8 protein-coding genes are annotated in these 15143 nt (G+C 59.6%); 2 read left to right on the top strand and 6 right to left on the bottom strand.

Features of this window, described 5'->3' with window-relative positions:
* Positions 1 to 8: 8 nt before the first annotated feature.
* The gene (gene sbmA, locus HA48_RS00590; RefSeq protein ID WP_128599309.1) at positions 9 to 1244 is read left to right on the top strand and encodes a peptide antibiotic transporter SbmA; all 1236 of its coding nucleotides are present in this window, start codon (positions 9 to 11) and stop codon (positions 1242 to 1244) included.
* A 67-nt stretch (positions 1245 to 1311) separates the two neighbouring features.
* On the opposite strand, the gene HA48_RS00585 is transcribed toward sbmA, so the two are convergent.
* The 4 genes from HA48_RS00585 to HA48_RS00570 all read right to left on the bottom strand — a co-directional run bounded on the left by HA48_RS00585 (position 1312) and on the right by HA48_RS00570 (position 5983).
* Complete coding sequence (locus HA48_RS00585) at positions 1312 to 2955, bottom strand: dihydroxyacetone kinase subunit DhaK (protein WP_128599308.1); 1644 nt, start codon at positions 2953 to 2955, stop codon at positions 1312 to 1314.
* Between the two features lie 121 nt (positions 2956 to 3076).
* Positions 3077 to 4132 (bottom strand): 7-bladed beta-propeller protein YncE, encoded by a 1056-nt coding sequence (gene yncE, locus HA48_RS00580; protein ID WP_128599307.1) that lies wholly within the window; start codon positions 4130 to 4132, stop codon positions 3077 to 3079.
* A gap of 215 nt (positions 4133 to 4347) precedes the next feature.
* A complete protein-coding gene (locus tag HA48_RS00575) occupies positions 4348 to 4557 on the bottom strand; it encodes a YdgH/BhsA/McbA family protein (protein WP_128599306.1) in 210 nt (69 codons plus the stop codon).
* 238 nt (positions 4558 to 4795) lie between these two features.
* The gene (locus HA48_RS00570) at positions 4796 to 5983 is read right to left on the bottom strand and encodes an MFS transporter (RefSeq protein WP_128599305.1); all 1188 of its coding nucleotides are present in this window, start codon (positions 5981 to 5983) and stop codon (positions 4796 to 4798) included.
* 103 nt (positions 5984 to 6086) lie between these two features.
* On the opposite strand from HA48_RS00570, the gene HA48_RS00565 reads away from it, so the two are divergent.
* On the top strand, positions 6087 to 7052 hold the full coding sequence (locus tag HA48_RS00565; RefSeq protein WP_128599304.1) for an AraC family transcriptional regulator: 966 nt from the start codon (positions 6087 to 6089) through the stop codon (positions 7050 to 7052).
* Here the strand turns inward: HA48_RS00565 and HA48_RS00560 are convergent.
* Together HA48_RS00560 and HA48_RS00555 are read right to left on the bottom strand one after the other, a co-directional pair.
* Positions 7049 to 8593, bottom strand: a complete 1545-nt coding sequence (locus tag HA48_RS00560; RefSeq protein ID WP_128599303.1) for a methyl-accepting chemotaxis protein — start codon at positions 8591 to 8593, stop codon at positions 7049 to 7051. The two genes, HA48_RS00565 and HA48_RS00560, sit on opposite strands and share 4 nt — an antisense overlap.
* Before the next feature lie 396 nt (positions 8594 to 8989).
* Entirely contained in the window at positions 8990 to 15049 is a 6060-nt protein-coding gene (locus HA48_RS00555) for an autotransporter outer membrane beta-barrel domain-containing protein (RefSeq protein ID WP_128599302.1), read from the bottom strand.
* Between the last annotated feature and the right edge of the window lie 94 nt (positions 15050 to 15143).

Raw genomic sequence — 15143 nt, 5'->3', positions numbered from 1 at the left:
GAGTACCTATGTTTAAGTCTTATTTTCCGCGGCCGGCGCTGTTTTTCAGCTCGGCAGCGATTTGGGGTTTGCTTGTCATATTTGCCTGGTTCGGCTTTTTCAGTGATTTTCCCGCACGCTGGCCGGGGTTACAGGCCGCCATGCAACAGCCACTGCCGACGAATGCCAGCCGTTTTATCCACGCCAGCCAGCTCTGGTTTTATGCCTACTACTGGGCGGCGGTAGCGCTGTTTGCCCTCACCTGGATGGTGATTGATAAACATCCGTGGCAGCGCTGGTCGGTATGGGGCACAGCGCTGATCATCTTCGTCACCTGGTTTAACGTGCAGGTGAACGTGGCGGTTAACGCCTGGTATGAGCCCTTCTACGACTTAATTCAGAAAGCGCTGACCAAAGCGGGCGCGGTGCAGATTGGGCAGTTCTATAGCGAAACCCTCGATTTTCTCGGTATCGCGCTGATCGCCGTCACCATTCTGGTGGCTAACGCCTTCTTCATTAGCCACTGGGTATTCCGCTGGCGTACCGCGATGAACAACTACTATATGCACAACTGGCAGCGCCTGCGTCATGTGGAGGGTGCCGCACAGCGCGTGCAGGAGGACACCATGCGCTTCTCCGATACGCTGGAGGGCTGGGGTGTTAGCTTTATCAAAGCGATCATGACGCTGGTGGCCTTTTTACCGGTACTGCTGGCGCTGTCGCACCACGTAAAAGATATTCCGATTCTCGGCGCGATTCCGTATGGCCTGGTGATTGCTGCGATCCTGTGGTCGGTGTTTGGCACAGTGCTGCTGGGCGTGGTGGGGATTAAGTTGCCTGGCCTGGCGTTTCGCAATCAGCGCGTGGAGGCGGCCTATCGTAAGGAGCTGGTGTATGGCGAAGATGATGCATCACGCGCGACGCCGCCGACGGTACAGGCGTTGTTCAGCCGCGTACGTCACAACTACTTCCGCCTCTATTTTCACTATCTCTACTTTAACGTGACGCGCTTTCTGTATCTGCAGGTGGATAACGTGTTTGGTTACCTGATGCTGTTCCCGGCGATTGTTGCCGGTGCGCTGACGCTGGGGATCATGAACCAGATACTGAATGTGTTTGACCAGGTACGTTCGTCATTCCAGTACCTGATCACCTCCTGGTCCACGCTGATTGAGCTGATGTCGATTTATAAACGTCTGCGCAGCTTTGAGCAGATTTTGCAGGATATCCCGCACGATGAGATGCTGCGCGAGGCCGCAGAGTAGGTTTTGCCGTGATTGCGCCTCCCGATCTTCCCCCTGCATGAGGGAAGATCGGAGAGAGAACTCGCCCTTACAACCCTGCCAGCAGCGCGAATACCCGCTCGATCGCATACGCACCCGGGTCTTTCACCCCATCAAGACTCTGCTGATTCAGGTAGGCAGAACGACCCGCTTTGGCACTCTGCATCTGTGCCGTTGCGTCTGCACCCTGCTTCGCCGCCTGAGCGGCAACCGCCAGCGACTCGCCTGCCACCAGCGCCTCCAGCGCCGGCTGCAAGGCATCCACCAGCGTGCGATGGCCTGGCTCCGCGCCGCCGTAATGCTTCATGCGCTCCAGCCCGTGCATCAGCGCCTGCGGCAGCAGACTGCCCTCCTCCAGCTTTTGTCCTGCCGAGGTAAACAGGATCGACATCAGTACGCCGCTGGAACCGCCCATCACGGTCGCCAGCTGCTCGCCAATCAGCGCCAGCAGCGTGGGCAGCTCATCCAGCGGCAGCTGCTTCTCCTGCATAGCGCGCTGTATCTTCCTCGCCCCGGCTGCGAAAGTGGAGCCGGTATCACCGTCGCCCACTTTGGCATCCAGCGCGTTCAGCTCACTCTCCAGATCGATCAGCGCCTGCGTGACGCGCTCCACCGCCTGCGCCACCTCTGCGTTGTGTGAGGGATCAAAATCCAGCGCACTGGCAACCCGCTCAGCGCTCTGCAGGCTGATCGGCGCGAACTCATAGACCGGCGCCCAGCCCAGCACCTGCACCGGCGCATTCAGCGCTTCGTGGAAGGGCTCCTCCAGCGCCAGCAGTGATAGCGAAAACCCTTTCATATCCAGCGCGCTCACCAGCGTGGCCGGGCCGATAAGATGGGTAATGCGTGCCGCCAGCGGTGACTGCAACACTTCGCGCGTCAGCAGCGCCAGCTCCAGCTGCGAAAAGCCGCCCAGGTTATTAATCAGCAGCAGCGCCTGTTTGCCATCCGGCAGCGCCTGCGCCAGTTTGTCGGTCATGATGCTGCTGATCTTCTGGCTGTTCTGCGTATCCAGCGTGACAACGCCCGGCTCGCCGTGAATCCCCATCCCCAGCTCGCTGTGGCCCGGCGCTACGCGGTCGTCGCGCTGCTCACCGGGTAGATGGCAGGTGGCAAACGCCAGGCCAATGGATGACGTGGCGTCAATGGCGCGCTGCGCCAGCGCTTTTACCGCCTCAAGAGATTGCCCCTGCTCGGCGGCGAAACCGGCGATTTTATGCACCAGTGCCGTCCCGGCAATGCCGCGCGGCTGCGGGTTTTCCGGCAGCGCGATGTCATCCTGCACCATCACCAGCTCAACCCGATAGCCAAGGTTTTTTGCTTTCTCCGCCGCCAGGCCAAAGTTAAGGCGGTCACCGGTGTAGTTCTTCACAATCAGCAGGCAGCCGGCGTCGCCGGTCACGTTGACGATGGCGTTGAGTACCGCATCCACGCTCGGTGAGGCAAAGATATCACCGCAGACTGCCGCCGTTAACATGCCTTTGCCCACAAAGCCCGCGTGCGCCGGCTCGTGCCCCGATCCGCCGCCGGAGATAAGCGCCACCTTGCTCTTATCCCAGTCTGAACGTACCACGACGCGGATCTCGTCCCCGAGATCGAGACGGCGCAGATTGTGCCACGGCGTGCTGAGCAAAATACCCTCAATCGCTTCGTTAACCAGATTGTTTTTCTCATGCATAAAAAACTGGCTCATTGCACTCTCCCCTTTGGTGTTGTCGTCATAAAGGTAGCGTAAGTGCAGCGAGAAGAGGTGCAGTAAAGGCGGGAAATGCAAAGGGCGGCACAGGCCGCCCGCAGATTCAGATAATGACTACTCAGAGCGCAATTTTCAGCACGCTGTCCGGATTTTTAGGCGGCTCTTTGCGCGAGCCCGGCTGTTTGATGCTGACAAACAGCGTGTTGCCATCTGCCGACAGCGCCAGGCTGTTAGGCAGGCCAGGCGCTTTCACCGTGCGCTTCACCTTGTAGCTGCTGGCATCGATAATACTGATCTCGCCCGCTTTGCGGTGGGTAACGTACAGCTCATCGCGCTCCGCATTAAACAGTACGGCCAGGGATTCCGGTACATCGATGCGCTGAATCACCTGCTGCGTGCGGGTATCCAGCACCAGCACCTGTGGCTGCTTTGAATCACTGAGGAAGGCGCGGTGTCCCTGCGTGTCCAGGGTGATATTCAGGAAGAAGTGATCGTTACCGGCATCAATTTTCTGACGTTTTTCAATGGCGTTGAGGCGGGTATTGATTGTCACCAGCTCCCCGTCAGCATTGGTGACATACAGTTTTTGCGCCGCCGCATCCAGCGCCAGCCCGGTGGCCATTTTACCGGTATTCGGCACGGTGCTGATCAGCTGCAACGTTTTGCCATCCACTACCCATACAACACTCTGCGGACCGAGACCGGTAATGTAAACGCGGTCAGTAGCGGGGTCCGCCACCAGCTGGCGCGGCTGCAGCGGACGCACATCCTCACCACGCTTGCGGCCATCCAGCACCAGGGTGTTGAGCACCTTACCGCTGCTGGCATCCACTGCCGTCAGCGCGCTGTTCACCGTGTTACCAAAATAGAGCACGTTGGTTTTCTGGTTAATGGTAGCGCCAAAGGTTTTCAGATCGGTGTTAATAGTTTGCTTTACCGCCAGATCCTGCGGATCAAGACGATAAACGGTGCCACCTTTCTCATTACTGCTGTTCCGGGCCGTAGCAAGGAATAACGCGTTGTTGCTGTTACTGAACGCCAGTTCGTAGGCGCCTTTCGAGATCGCCTGATTGAGTGGCGCGGTTTCCGCCGCCACAACCGCAGAGGAGGCGATCAGCGACGTTGCCAGCAGCAACGGACGTAACGCCCAGGACATTTTGTTATTCGCCTTCATAACTTCTCCATAGCAAAACCACTGCCTGATAGCAGTGAAATGAAAGCCCGACATTGCAACCAATAGAAAACTCAGCCCGAAGCGAGCCGAAAAAAGGGGGAATTAGTTTTTGCGAATAATAATCATTTATGCGGAGAAGGGACAGGAATTTATTGACGGTTCAACGCCGCCAGGGCGCCCGGAGGCACCCTGTCAGCTCAGAGGGTAAACGTCACTTATTTGGTGAGCTGGGCCGTCATGTGTACACCGTTATTGAAGTTGGCTTCGGTGATTTTATAAGAGGCGCCCATCTCCTGTGCCTTCGCCGCGATTTGCGCTTCGGCGCCGTCAAGGGTGGTCGCAGAAGCGGTCACGCTCTGGGCGAAGCTGGCGAATGGCAGTACTGAGAGGGCGATAACAGCAGCAAAAGTTTTGATGGTTTTCATGGTCAATTCCTTAAAGTTTGTTTGAGAGAGTAAGGCGTTATTGCCTTGTTGACGGAGATAATAGGGGAGAAAGTGAACGGTAAAAAGCGGAGAGATTTGCGATTGTTGTTCTATATTTTTGAACAACTATCGCACGGATGGATTAACCGGCGCGCAAAGGGTTAAACGCAGATACTGCAGCAGAAAAGATGAAGTGCCGGGTCGCCCTGACAGACGGCCCGGCTTTCAGACCTGCGGTTTAGCCGTGATGGCGTACGCGGGTGAAAATAGTGATGGCTGCCAGCAGCATCAGCACGCCGCTGGCGAGGAATACACCGCCAGCGCCCTGCAGATCAAACATCCAGCCACCGGCCGCCGCGCCTGCCGTAATCGCCAGCTGAATGGTTGCCACCAGCAGGCCACCGCCTGATTCGGCGTCATCCGGCACCGCACGCGAAATCCAGGTAGACCAGCCGGTCGGCATTGAGCCAAATGCCAGCCCCCATAGCGCAACGCCCGCGCCCACTATCCATGAGAAGTGACCAAAGCTCACCAGCAGGACCGCCGTGACGCTCATCACCAGCGCCATACCGGTCAGCGTCAGTGACACGCTGCGCGTTACCAGGAACCCCGCCAGCGAGGTGCCAAAGAAGTTTGCTACGCCAAACGCCAGCAGCACCAGTGAGAGCTGATTAACGTTCAGCTGCGCGCTGGTCTCCAGGAATGGGCGCAGATAAGTAAAGAAGGCGAAGTGGCCGGTGAACATCATGATGACCGCCAGCATGCCCCAGCGCATCACGCGCTGGCGCAGCAGATCCAGCACGCCACCGCTGCGCGCTTTATTCTCCGGCGGCATGGAGGGCAGCGTGAAGAACTGCCAGAACAGCGCCAGCACACCCAGCACCGCCGTCAGCAGGAAAATATTACGCCAGCCAATCAGGCCACCGAGGTAGCTGCCGAGCGGTGCGGCAATGATGGTCGCCAGCGAAATACCGCTGAAGACAATCGACAGCGCACGCGGCACCTGATCGGTCGGCACCAGACGCATGGTGATAGCCGTCGACAGCGTCCAGAAGCCGCCAATGGCCATGCCCAATAGCACGCGCGCCAGCAAAATCATCGGCAGGTTGTCGGCAAACGCCACCAGCAGCGCGGAAGCAATCAGCAGCAGCGTAAACGCCAGCATCACGCGGCGGCGATCCAGGCTGCGCGTCACGTTGCCAATCACCAGACTGGTGAGCAGCGCCACCAGCGCAGTAACAGTAACGGTCTGACCCGCCTGCCCTTCGCTCACCTGCAGCGAGTCAGCAATCGGTGTCAGCAAGCTCACCGGCAGAAATTCGGCGGTAATCAGGCCAAATACGCCAAACGCCATAGCAAATACCGCTCCCCATGCGGGCTTATCCACCGCTATACCTGTTTCGGCCACTTCAGTATCCAGACTCATTTGCGATCCCCATCACAAAAATTTAGGTAGTAAGCATAGTGAGATGACGCAAGACGATCTATGATACAGAAACTTTGTTATTTGATAATTCGTCTGGATTACCGTGAGCCGCTATCAGGATTTAACCAGTGAACTGCTGATGGGGATGCGCCTGTACGGCGTTAAATATCAGCGTATCGCCCTGCATGCGCCGTTTGGCCTGCAGTACGAGGATGCACCAGGCCGGGCGCAGCTGCACTTTGTCGGCCGCGGCTCGCTGCTGATCCGTTCAGCATCGGGCACGCTCTATCCACTGCAGGCCGGTGATGCGCTGCTGATCCCGCACGGTAAACCGCACGCGCTGATCTCCGCAGAGGATGCGGTGTGTGAACCCATCACGACCTTCACCAGCAAGCCGATCTGCGACAGCGTGTGCGCCATTAACGATGCGCCGGATGCGGAGAGCTGCCCGGACGACAGCGATGTCATTCTGTTTAGCGCCTGTATGGCGTTTGAGCTTGGCGGCATGCAGCCGCTGGTGCACACCATGCCGGATGTGATGCTGGTCAGCACGCTGCTGGCACAATATCCGGAGATTCAACCCATCCTCGACGCGATGGAGCGTGAAACGCGCCAGCGTAAAGCGGGTTTTGCCGGCATTTTGTCACGGCTGGCCGATGTGGTTGCCGCGCAGATTGTGCGTGGCTGGGTGGAGAATGGCTGCGGCCAGGGCAGTGGCCTGGTGCAGGCGCTGCGCGATCCGCGCCTCAGCCAGGCGATGGCGGCCATGCACCGTGCGCCCGGCGAAAACTGGACCGTCGAGCGGCTGGCGCGCGAATCCGGCAGTTCGCGTTCGGTGTTTGCTGCCCGCTTTCAGAGCGCCACCGGCATGACGCCGCTGCGCTACCTCACCGAGCTGCGCATGCGTCTGGCGGTGCAGCGCATTGTGAATGAGGGAGAAGCGGTGGAGAGCGTGGCTTTCCACCTCGGTTATGGTTCGCTGGCGGCGTTTAGCCGCGCCTTTAAGCGGATTGTGGGCACGCCGCCCGGCGCCTTGCGCGCCGGACGAGCATCCCTGTCTGAGGGTTAGCGGAAGACGCTGATCGCCTCAACCAGGCGGTTAGCCTGATGCGCCATACGGCCCGAGGCTTCCGCCCCTTCTGCCACGCGCGCCGCATTCTGATGCGTGATATCGTCAAGATCTTCTACCGCAGTGCTGACTTCGCTCAGCGCGAGCGATTGCTCTGCTGTCGCCGCGCTGATCTGCGCGATCAGCGACGTAACATTCTGCACCTGGCTGACAATATCCTGCATGGTGCGCCCGGCGGCATCGGCGTGATCGCTGCCCGACTGCACCCGGCTGGCGCTGGTCTCCACCAGCGTTTTAATCTCGCTGGCGGCTTTGGCGCTGCGCTGCGCCAGATTACGCACTTCGCCAGCCACCACCGCAAAACCTTTGCCCTGCTCACCGGCGCGAGCGGCCTCCACTGCGGCGTTGAGCGCCAAAATGTTAGTCTGGAAAGCGATGCTATCAATCACGCTGGTGATATTCGCGATGCGTTTGGCGCTATCGGCAATTTCGGCCATCATGCCGACCATCTCCTGCATCACTTCTCCACCCTTGATCGCCACGCTGCTGGTGCTGGCCGAGAGGCTGTTCACTTCGCTGGCGGTCTCGGTGTTGCTTTTCACCGTGGCGGTCATCTCGTTCATTGTGGCGGCAGTCTGCTGTACGTTCGCGGCCGCCTGCTCGGTACGACGCGAGAGCTCATCGTTGCTGCGCGCAATCGCGTCGCTGGCGCTCAGTACATTAATCGCCTGGCCGCTGACATCATCCACCAGCCAGCGAAACATCAACCCCAGCTGTCCGATTGACCGCAGCGTCACGCCAATCTCATCAACGCGATCAATCTGATCCACTTTATGGCTGGCACCCGTCGCCACGCTGAGTGCCTGGCGGCACATGCGCTCCATCGGACGGGAGATTTGCTGCTCCAGCCACAGGCTTACCAGCAGCAGCATGATCGCCATTCCACCGGTAAAGCAGCCGAGCGCCATCGGCGCCACGCCCAGCAGCCAGACGCTGAATACCGAGAGCGGCAGCAGCGTGATCAAGCCAGAGCGGATGCGCCAGCGCAGCGGCAGGGTTTTCAGTACCGACCCCAGTCGACGCCAGCCGGTGCCGATAATCAGCCCTTTGTGGAAGCGTCGGCCTTTGGCGCGCCCTTCACGGAAATCACGGTACAGCGTTTCCGTCTGACGCACCTCTTCCGCCGAGGGTTTCGTGCGCACCGACATATAGCCCTGCACTTTCCCTTCGCGCACCACCGGAATGGCATTGGCACGCACCCAGTAGTGATCGCCGTTCTGACGGCGGTTTTTGACCAGCGCCGTCCAGGGTTCGCCCTGCTTCAGCGTGCTCCACATGTCCGCGAAGGCTTCCGGCGGCATATCCGGGTGACGCACCATATTGTGCGGCTGCCCATTCACCTCTTCCGGGCTGAAACCGCTGACCTGAATAAAAGCATCGTTGGCATAGGTGATATAGCTGTTGAGGTCAGTGGTGGACATCAGCGTGGCGCGATCGTCGAAATCAAATTCGCGCTGGGTGATGGGCTGGTTATTACGCATGTGTGTGTCCTTGGAAAACGCAGACTGAAAATGGAACCAATTACTCTTTTTTATCTTTTCGGCACACAAATGGCCTGGCTTTAGCGCGGGTATTTAATTTTTATCCTGAATAAAGCGGGTTCGGGAAGTGATTCACATTTTAGGGGGCATATGGAAATGATAAACAGCGATTTAGAGTAGATAAAATCGCTGTTTAAATAAGCGATACGGCAGGCGTCCGGGACAAGTTCCGTGCCGGCGTATGGCGGCTCATTACGGTGGTGAAAAACCAGCACCCTATCCGGAGTGGCGACCCGTCAGGGTCGCCACTCCGTATGGCAAAAGCGTGAGTGTGCAGAAACAGCGGTTCCAATGGTTAAGGGAAGAAGGGAGAGTGAGATACACTATTTTCACGCATTAAAATTGCCACCGCACGCCAGCGTTATAGCGCCAGCCTTTGGCTCCGTTGCCATCAATTGCTTTGCGATAATCCGCTTCGGCGTACAGCGAAACACCCTGCGGCAGCGTAACGGTGCCGCCTGCGCCCGTTTCCCACATCTGTCCAAAACGGCCGCTGGTGAAGCTTGCGCCAAGCGCCGGATTATCGGCCGCGGACACCGTCGTGCTGGCCGTACCGCCCCAGCCTTTGTAATAGCTTGCGCGCAGATAGGGCGTGTACTGCCGGTTGCTGTCATCGCTCCAGGTGCGATCCAACCGCGCCCCTAACCGGCCAATCGTCTGGTCATAATCACCGTAACGCACCTGGTTACCGTCCTCATCGGTAAAGCTATTCATATTCAGCTTCATGTACATCAGCTGCGCCTGGGGCTCCAGCTGGTAACCGTTACCCAGCGCAAACGGATATCCGCTCTCTAATGATGCCGTCCAGCCGTGTCCTCGCAGCTTTGCTTCACGCTTCTGGCGGCCGATATCTGTCTCGCCACGATGCCAGTCAAACGACAGCACGCCATCCAGATAGAAGCCGCTCTGGCGCTGCCAGGTGCCGTACAGCGCCAGGCTGTCGCTATCGAAGGTGGTGCTGCTATAGCCATCCGCCGCGTTCGGGCGCAGGCGCGTGTTACCGCGCGTATAGGCGATGCCGCCGCGCAGACTCTCTTTTTCACCATCCAGACGCAGCACATTGCCACCCAGCTGCACTGCGCTGTAGTCGAGGTCAAAATCGTAGCCGTAATCCCGGAAGCGGCGATCGCTCTGGTACTTCAGGTTTGAGCCGATATAGCGCAGGAACATCTCGCCGCCGTCGCCTGCGGTGCGCGTCTGCTCGTGGCGCAGCTCGCCGAGGCGTTTATGCAGGTCATCAATAATGGCCGCCGTGTAGTAAGCCAGTCCGACCGGTGCGGACACATACGATGGCACCTGGGGGATGACGGCGGGGCGTGCATCGTAGCGTGTTTCATTGCCAAACCCCGTGTTTACTAACGTAGGCTGGCAGCTCTCGCTGTCTGCGCAAACATAGTAATTTGCCAGACGGTAATCCCAGTAGTTATTGCCGCTGCCGCTCACCCGCCGCTGGCCGGGATCGCTGCTGCCGGGCGCAAAGGTATACAGCCGGTACTGCCAGGGACCCGCGCCGAGGTATCCATCCTTTAAAGCAAAACTGCCGGCGTCGGCGCGGCCGCCCACCTGCGCCAGAGAGATCCCCTCATTCCCTTCCACGCCGCCGTTACGATCGAGATCGGTTAACGCCCCGCTACTGGCAGCGTCCAGTTTGATATTCAGCAGCGTAGTGCCGCTGGCGTCGCCGGTAACGTTGATGTGGTCGGTAAACTGATTGCTCAGCGCACCACCTTCATTAAGGCGGGTAAGCAGATGCGCCCGGCCGCCTGCCGATGCCAGCGATCCGTTAATATCCAGCGTGTTGCCCGGTGAACCCGCGCCGTTGGTCAGGTCCAGCGTGCCGCTGTTATTTACCTGCAGAGATGTCGCCGTGCCGCCCGTCAGCACCGGATGTACGCCGTTGCCCGCGTACAGCGTAGAAGCTGCATCGATATTGAGAGTACTGTGCGCCAGCTGCAGATTATCGGTCAGCGTCCAGCGCGTATCCGCAAAGTTAATCGTGCTCCAGCCGCTACCGAGGTTAACCCCTTTACTGAGATCGTCAGCGGCAAAACTGCCGCCGCGCGCATCGATCTGTGCAAAGGTCAGGCTGTTGCCGGTGCCGGTACCGCTGGTGAGGTGGTAAGTGGTACTGAGATCGACGCCGCTGACCTCGGCAAGGTTGTTGTTATCACTGCCCATGGTCAGACTGCCGTTAAGCGTGCCGCCGCTCCAGCGAAACGTGTCGGCGCCGCCGCCGGGGTTAATATCGCCCTGCACATCGCCCTGCGTCAGCAAGATCACATCATCAGCGCTGCTGCCGGCGACGGCCACCGTTTGCGGGTTAGCGGTAATGAGGGTACCGAAGTTCTCAAACACCGTTTTGCCGCCACGTAAATCCACCACCGGTGCGCTCAGGCTGTTTGAGCGGAAAATTCCGCGATTGATGATGGTGCCCGCGGTGCTGGAGATCAGCGCCGAACCGCCTGCCGCATTATCGATTGTGACGCTGGCGGCGGTAATGATATCGCCCGTGGTGTTGGCGCGGATGCCGTTGCCACCGGCGCCGGTGACATTGAACACATAGCCTGCGCCAAGGGCAAGATCGCCCACGGCAGTGCTACCATCGGCATTGGCAATGTTCAGACCATTGCCCCGACCGCTGACGTTCGCGGTGACCACAGACGCCGGATCAAACGCGACGCCAGTGCGAATACCGTTCCCGTCGCCCACGTTGACCGTCAGGTTGTTCAGGGTGACATTGCCCAGCTCCGCGCGGTTTTCAATGCCGTTACCGCTGCCCAATACGTTGAGGGTGGCATCGCTGGCGCTGAGCGCGGCGGCTCCGCTATCCAGTAAAATGCCGTGCGCACTGCCGCGGGTGGTGATAACGCTGTTGTCGCCGGTCAGCGCCAGCTGCGCCCCGTCACTGATACGCACGCCGGCAATGCCGTTATCAACGTTAATCGCGCCACCCTGCGCCAGGGTGCTGCCGCGGCCTGCCACATCCAGCCCGGTGCCATCCGTAATGTTAACAACGCCACTGTTGGTCAGAATCGCGCCGGCCCGCGAGCGTATGCCGATCGCGTTGCTGCCGCTCAGATTCACCGCCCCGTTATTCAGCAGCGTAGCGCCCTGCGTGATATCAAAGCCAACAGCGTCCCTGCCCGCACCGCTGATGCTGGCGTTGCTGGTCACGCGCGTAGGGGCAGCAGTGCCATCCAGTGCGTTGCTCAGGTCGCTGCGCAGGTTATTCACCAGCACGCCTGTGGCACTCTCTCCGCTCAGATTAATGTTGCTGCTGCTGTCCAGCGTCGCGGCCGCCCCGCCCTCGACGCGCAGCGCCGTGCTGCCTGCACCGCTGGCGATAAAACTGGCGTTGGTGCTATCCAGCTGGCTGCCGCTGCCGGAGACAATCACGCCGGTAGCGTTGGCTGCCCGGGTGGTCAGCGTCGTGGGTGCGCTAAAGCTCAGCGCGGCGCCCTCGTCAATGCGGTAGCCGGTTGAGCCACGGGTATCAATCTCCAGCGTCCGGCTGGCGGAAAGAATGCGCGATCCGATCCCGGCGGCGCGATAAGCGATCTGATCGCTGTTGTTAAAGATCGGCGTCGATCCGGCAGCGATATTGACCTGCGCCCCGCTGAGCGCTTCAGCGCCCAGCGCGCCAGCGCCATTGAGCGTAAGCGTTCCGCCGTTCAGGTTGGCGGCGGCCAGCGCACCGCTGGCACTCACGCCGCGTGTGCGGTTAAGGGTGCTACCGCCGTTAACGTCGATATTGCCGCTGTTACTGGCGGTGGTGGCAAAGGTACTGCCGTCGCTGTTCACCACAATGCCGGTACCGCCGTCGCTGATACTGATGTTGCCGCTGTTACTGCCGGTGGCGCCGCTCTCCACCCGCATACCGGTGGTGTTCGCACCGCTAAAGCTGATGCTGCCGCTGTTGCTAAGCTGCGCACGGTTACGCGCCAGATAGCCCGTGATGCCGCTCTGCGCAGAGTTCAGCTCCGCCGCTGAGGTCAGGCGGGTGCTGGCTACCGGCGCCCGGCTGTTGGCACCGGTCAAAGTATGTTTTTGCCCGTCGACGATAGCGCCTGTCGCATTGCTGCCGGTGAGATTGATGGTGGTGGCCGCATCAATATTGCCCTGTGCGCCCCCTTCGATATTCACCCCGGTAGCGCCCGTGCCGCTGACATTCAACGTGGCATCGTTAGTGTTCACCGTGGTGCCGCCGCTGCCGGTGCCGTTCACCGCTACGGCGCCTGCGCCGGAAGCGGTCAGCGTAGTATTGGTTCCGTCAAAGGTCGCGCCCTGCTCGATGCGGAACAGCGTTGAGTTGCGGGTAGTGACATCAAAGGCGTTGTTATCCGCAACGTTGATCAGCGCGTTTGGGCCATAGGCAAAAAAACCGATCTGGTTGCTACCGGTGCTAAAGGTCGGTATCGCGTCCTGTGTCACGTTAACCGTCGCGTTGCCGCGCGCGTGAACGCCAATCGCACCGTCGCCGGTCAGGTTGATGCGCCCATCAATCTCAGCCTGTGCCGTGCCGCTGCCCTGCCCTTCAACCCAGACGCCAAAGTTACGCGTGCCGCTGGCGGGATCGGCCCCGCCCGCGACATTGATCGTGCCGGTTGAGCTGGCGGAGGCGCTCCCGCCGCTTGTGGCCAGTACTTTGAGGCCGGTTCCGTTCACGCCGTTAAGATTGATTGTGCCGCGATTCTCCAGCGTACCGCCGCTGTTCGTTACCAGCATGCCGACGTTTTCACGCGGGACGCGCGCCGCGCTGCCGTTGACGTCGATAGTGCCGCTGTTGATCAGCGTGGCGCTGTTCGCGCCGCTCACCGACATGCCCGCTGCGTTCTGCACGCGTGATCCCAGCACGATGTTGCCCGCATTGCTGGCGCTGCCGTTTGCCAGCAACGCAATGCCGCTGGTAAGCCCGCTCTGGTTCATCGCGGTCTCCGCTACGCTGTCGTTCAGACTGTTTTGCGGACCGCGGCCGATATAGATCGTGCCGCCACTGTTATTGGTGAAGGTGCTGGTGTCAGTGGTGAGCAACACGCCGGAGGTAGTGCCGCGCGCACTCGATCCATTCACCCCGACATTGATATTGCCGCTGTTGCTGGCCTGCGCATTCGCATCCAGTCGGATACCCGCCACGCCGTTAAGCAGATTGCTGCCGGTAGTGCCCAGGTTCACCACACCGTTGTTGGTAAAGTTGCCGTTATTTTGCACCGTGACGGCCGTAGCGTTGTTGCTGGCAGCGCCAACGCCGGTGCCATCAATCCGGTTGAGAAAACCCCCGTTGATGACGCCGCTGCTGCTGTTAGTCGCAGTAGCATCATCCAGCGCCAGCGCGGTGCCGCGGCTCGCCAGCTTGCCATCAATCACGGCGGTCGCGTTACTGGCAACGCGGACTGCGCCGCCGTTGGCGCCCACCACCTCCAGCGTTTTACCGGCTGCGATATGCACCTGAGAACCGGCACCTTCAGCGTTGATCGCGATACGGTTGCCCAGGGGCTGCGTAACTTCATCCGGCGGCGTGGCGCTGACGTTGTACACAATATCGCCATTGGTGATAGTGACCGCTTTGTTGAATTCGTTCAGGTAGCTGGCAGGCGCAAGGTTGCCAGACTGCAGCTGACTCACCAGCCAGTTGTTGTAGCTCTGCAGCTGAGTGGCGTTAGTCACGTTAAAACGCGTGGTTTTACCGTCCAGCGTCTGCACGCCAAAGCTGCCGTTGTAGCTGGCAAGGTTTTGCACCGCCAGACTGTCTGTGGCCCGGCCACCGACCACATCCGCCGCCGAACCGTTAAAGCTGATGCGGTTGTTGCTGTTCCAGTTGAGCAGGCCGCCGTTGGTTACCTGAAACAGCGTGGTCTCTTTTGCTGCCATGCTCCAGGCGTTAGTGCTGGCACTGCTGTTGGCGTTAGCCCGGCCGATGTTGACGTCAAGCGTACTGCCGCTGCCGGAGACATCGGCCACACGCGCATTGATATACTGATTGCCGTTGACATTTTGCAGATCCGGCACGACGGTGCTGCGGCCGATCGGCGCCTGCGCCACCAGGTTGGCGGAGTCATAAACCTGAAAGGTAGTGTTGCCGCCGGTCGCAGGATCGGGCACGGTGATGGCGAAATTTTGCGGGCCGGGATCAAGCCGGGCCTGATCGATAAACTGTGCGCCGGAGGCAATCGTCACCTGCCCAAGCGTCGTGTTGACTGCACCGTCCACGCCGGGCTCAAAGGCCTGGTTGCCGGTTAAGGTCTGGCTGCCGCTGTTGACGATAAGCGATCCCGTTTGTCGATCGTTATCACGCGGATTATATGCCCCGAGCGTAACGGCCTGCGCGGCCAGGGGAAATCCGCTCACGACGTGCGCAGCCACTATCCCAACCACAATGGGATTCAGGTTGAATCTCATACACCCTCCAGTCAACAAGCATCAGCGACGCGGTTAAATAGCCGCGCTAAAAGATCAGAAAATTTGTCAGCCCGCTATTTTTCGCAAAATGAAT

The sequence above is a fragment of the Pantoea wallisii genome (assembly GCF_002095485.1).
Lineage (GTDB): Bacteria > Pseudomonadota > Gammaproteobacteria > Enterobacterales > Enterobacteriaceae > Pantoea > Pantoea wallisii.
This window is presented reverse-complemented; position numbering and strand designations above follow the sequence as displayed.

Coding starts and splice junctions, on each gene's coding strand:
- HA48_RS00585 (WP_128599308.1), bottom strand. CDS start 2,955: ATGAGCCAGTTTTTTATGCATGAGAAAAACAATCTGGTTAACGAAGCG.
- HA48_RS00570 (WP_128599305.1), bottom strand. CDS start 5,983: ATGAGTCTGGATACTGAAGTGGCCGAAACAGGTATAGCGGTGGATAAG.
- yncE (WP_128599307.1), bottom strand. CDS start 4,132: ATGAAGGCGAATAACAAAATGTCCTGGGCGTTACGTCCGTTGCTGCTG.
- sbmA (WP_128599309.1), top strand. CDS start 9: ATGTTTAAGTCTTATTTTCCGCGGCCGGCGCTGTTTTTCAGCTCGGCA.
- HA48_RS00575 (WP_128599306.1), bottom strand. CDS start 4,557: ATGAAAACCATCAAAACTTTTGCTGCTGTTATCGCCCTCTCAGTACTG.
- HA48_RS00555 (WP_128599302.1), bottom strand. CDS start 15,049: ATGAGATTCAACCTGAATCCCATTGTGGTTGGGATAGTGGCTGCGCAC.
- HA48_RS00560 (WP_128599303.1), bottom strand. CDS start 8,593: ATGCGTAATAACCAGCCCATCACCCAGCGCGAATTTGATTTCGACGAT.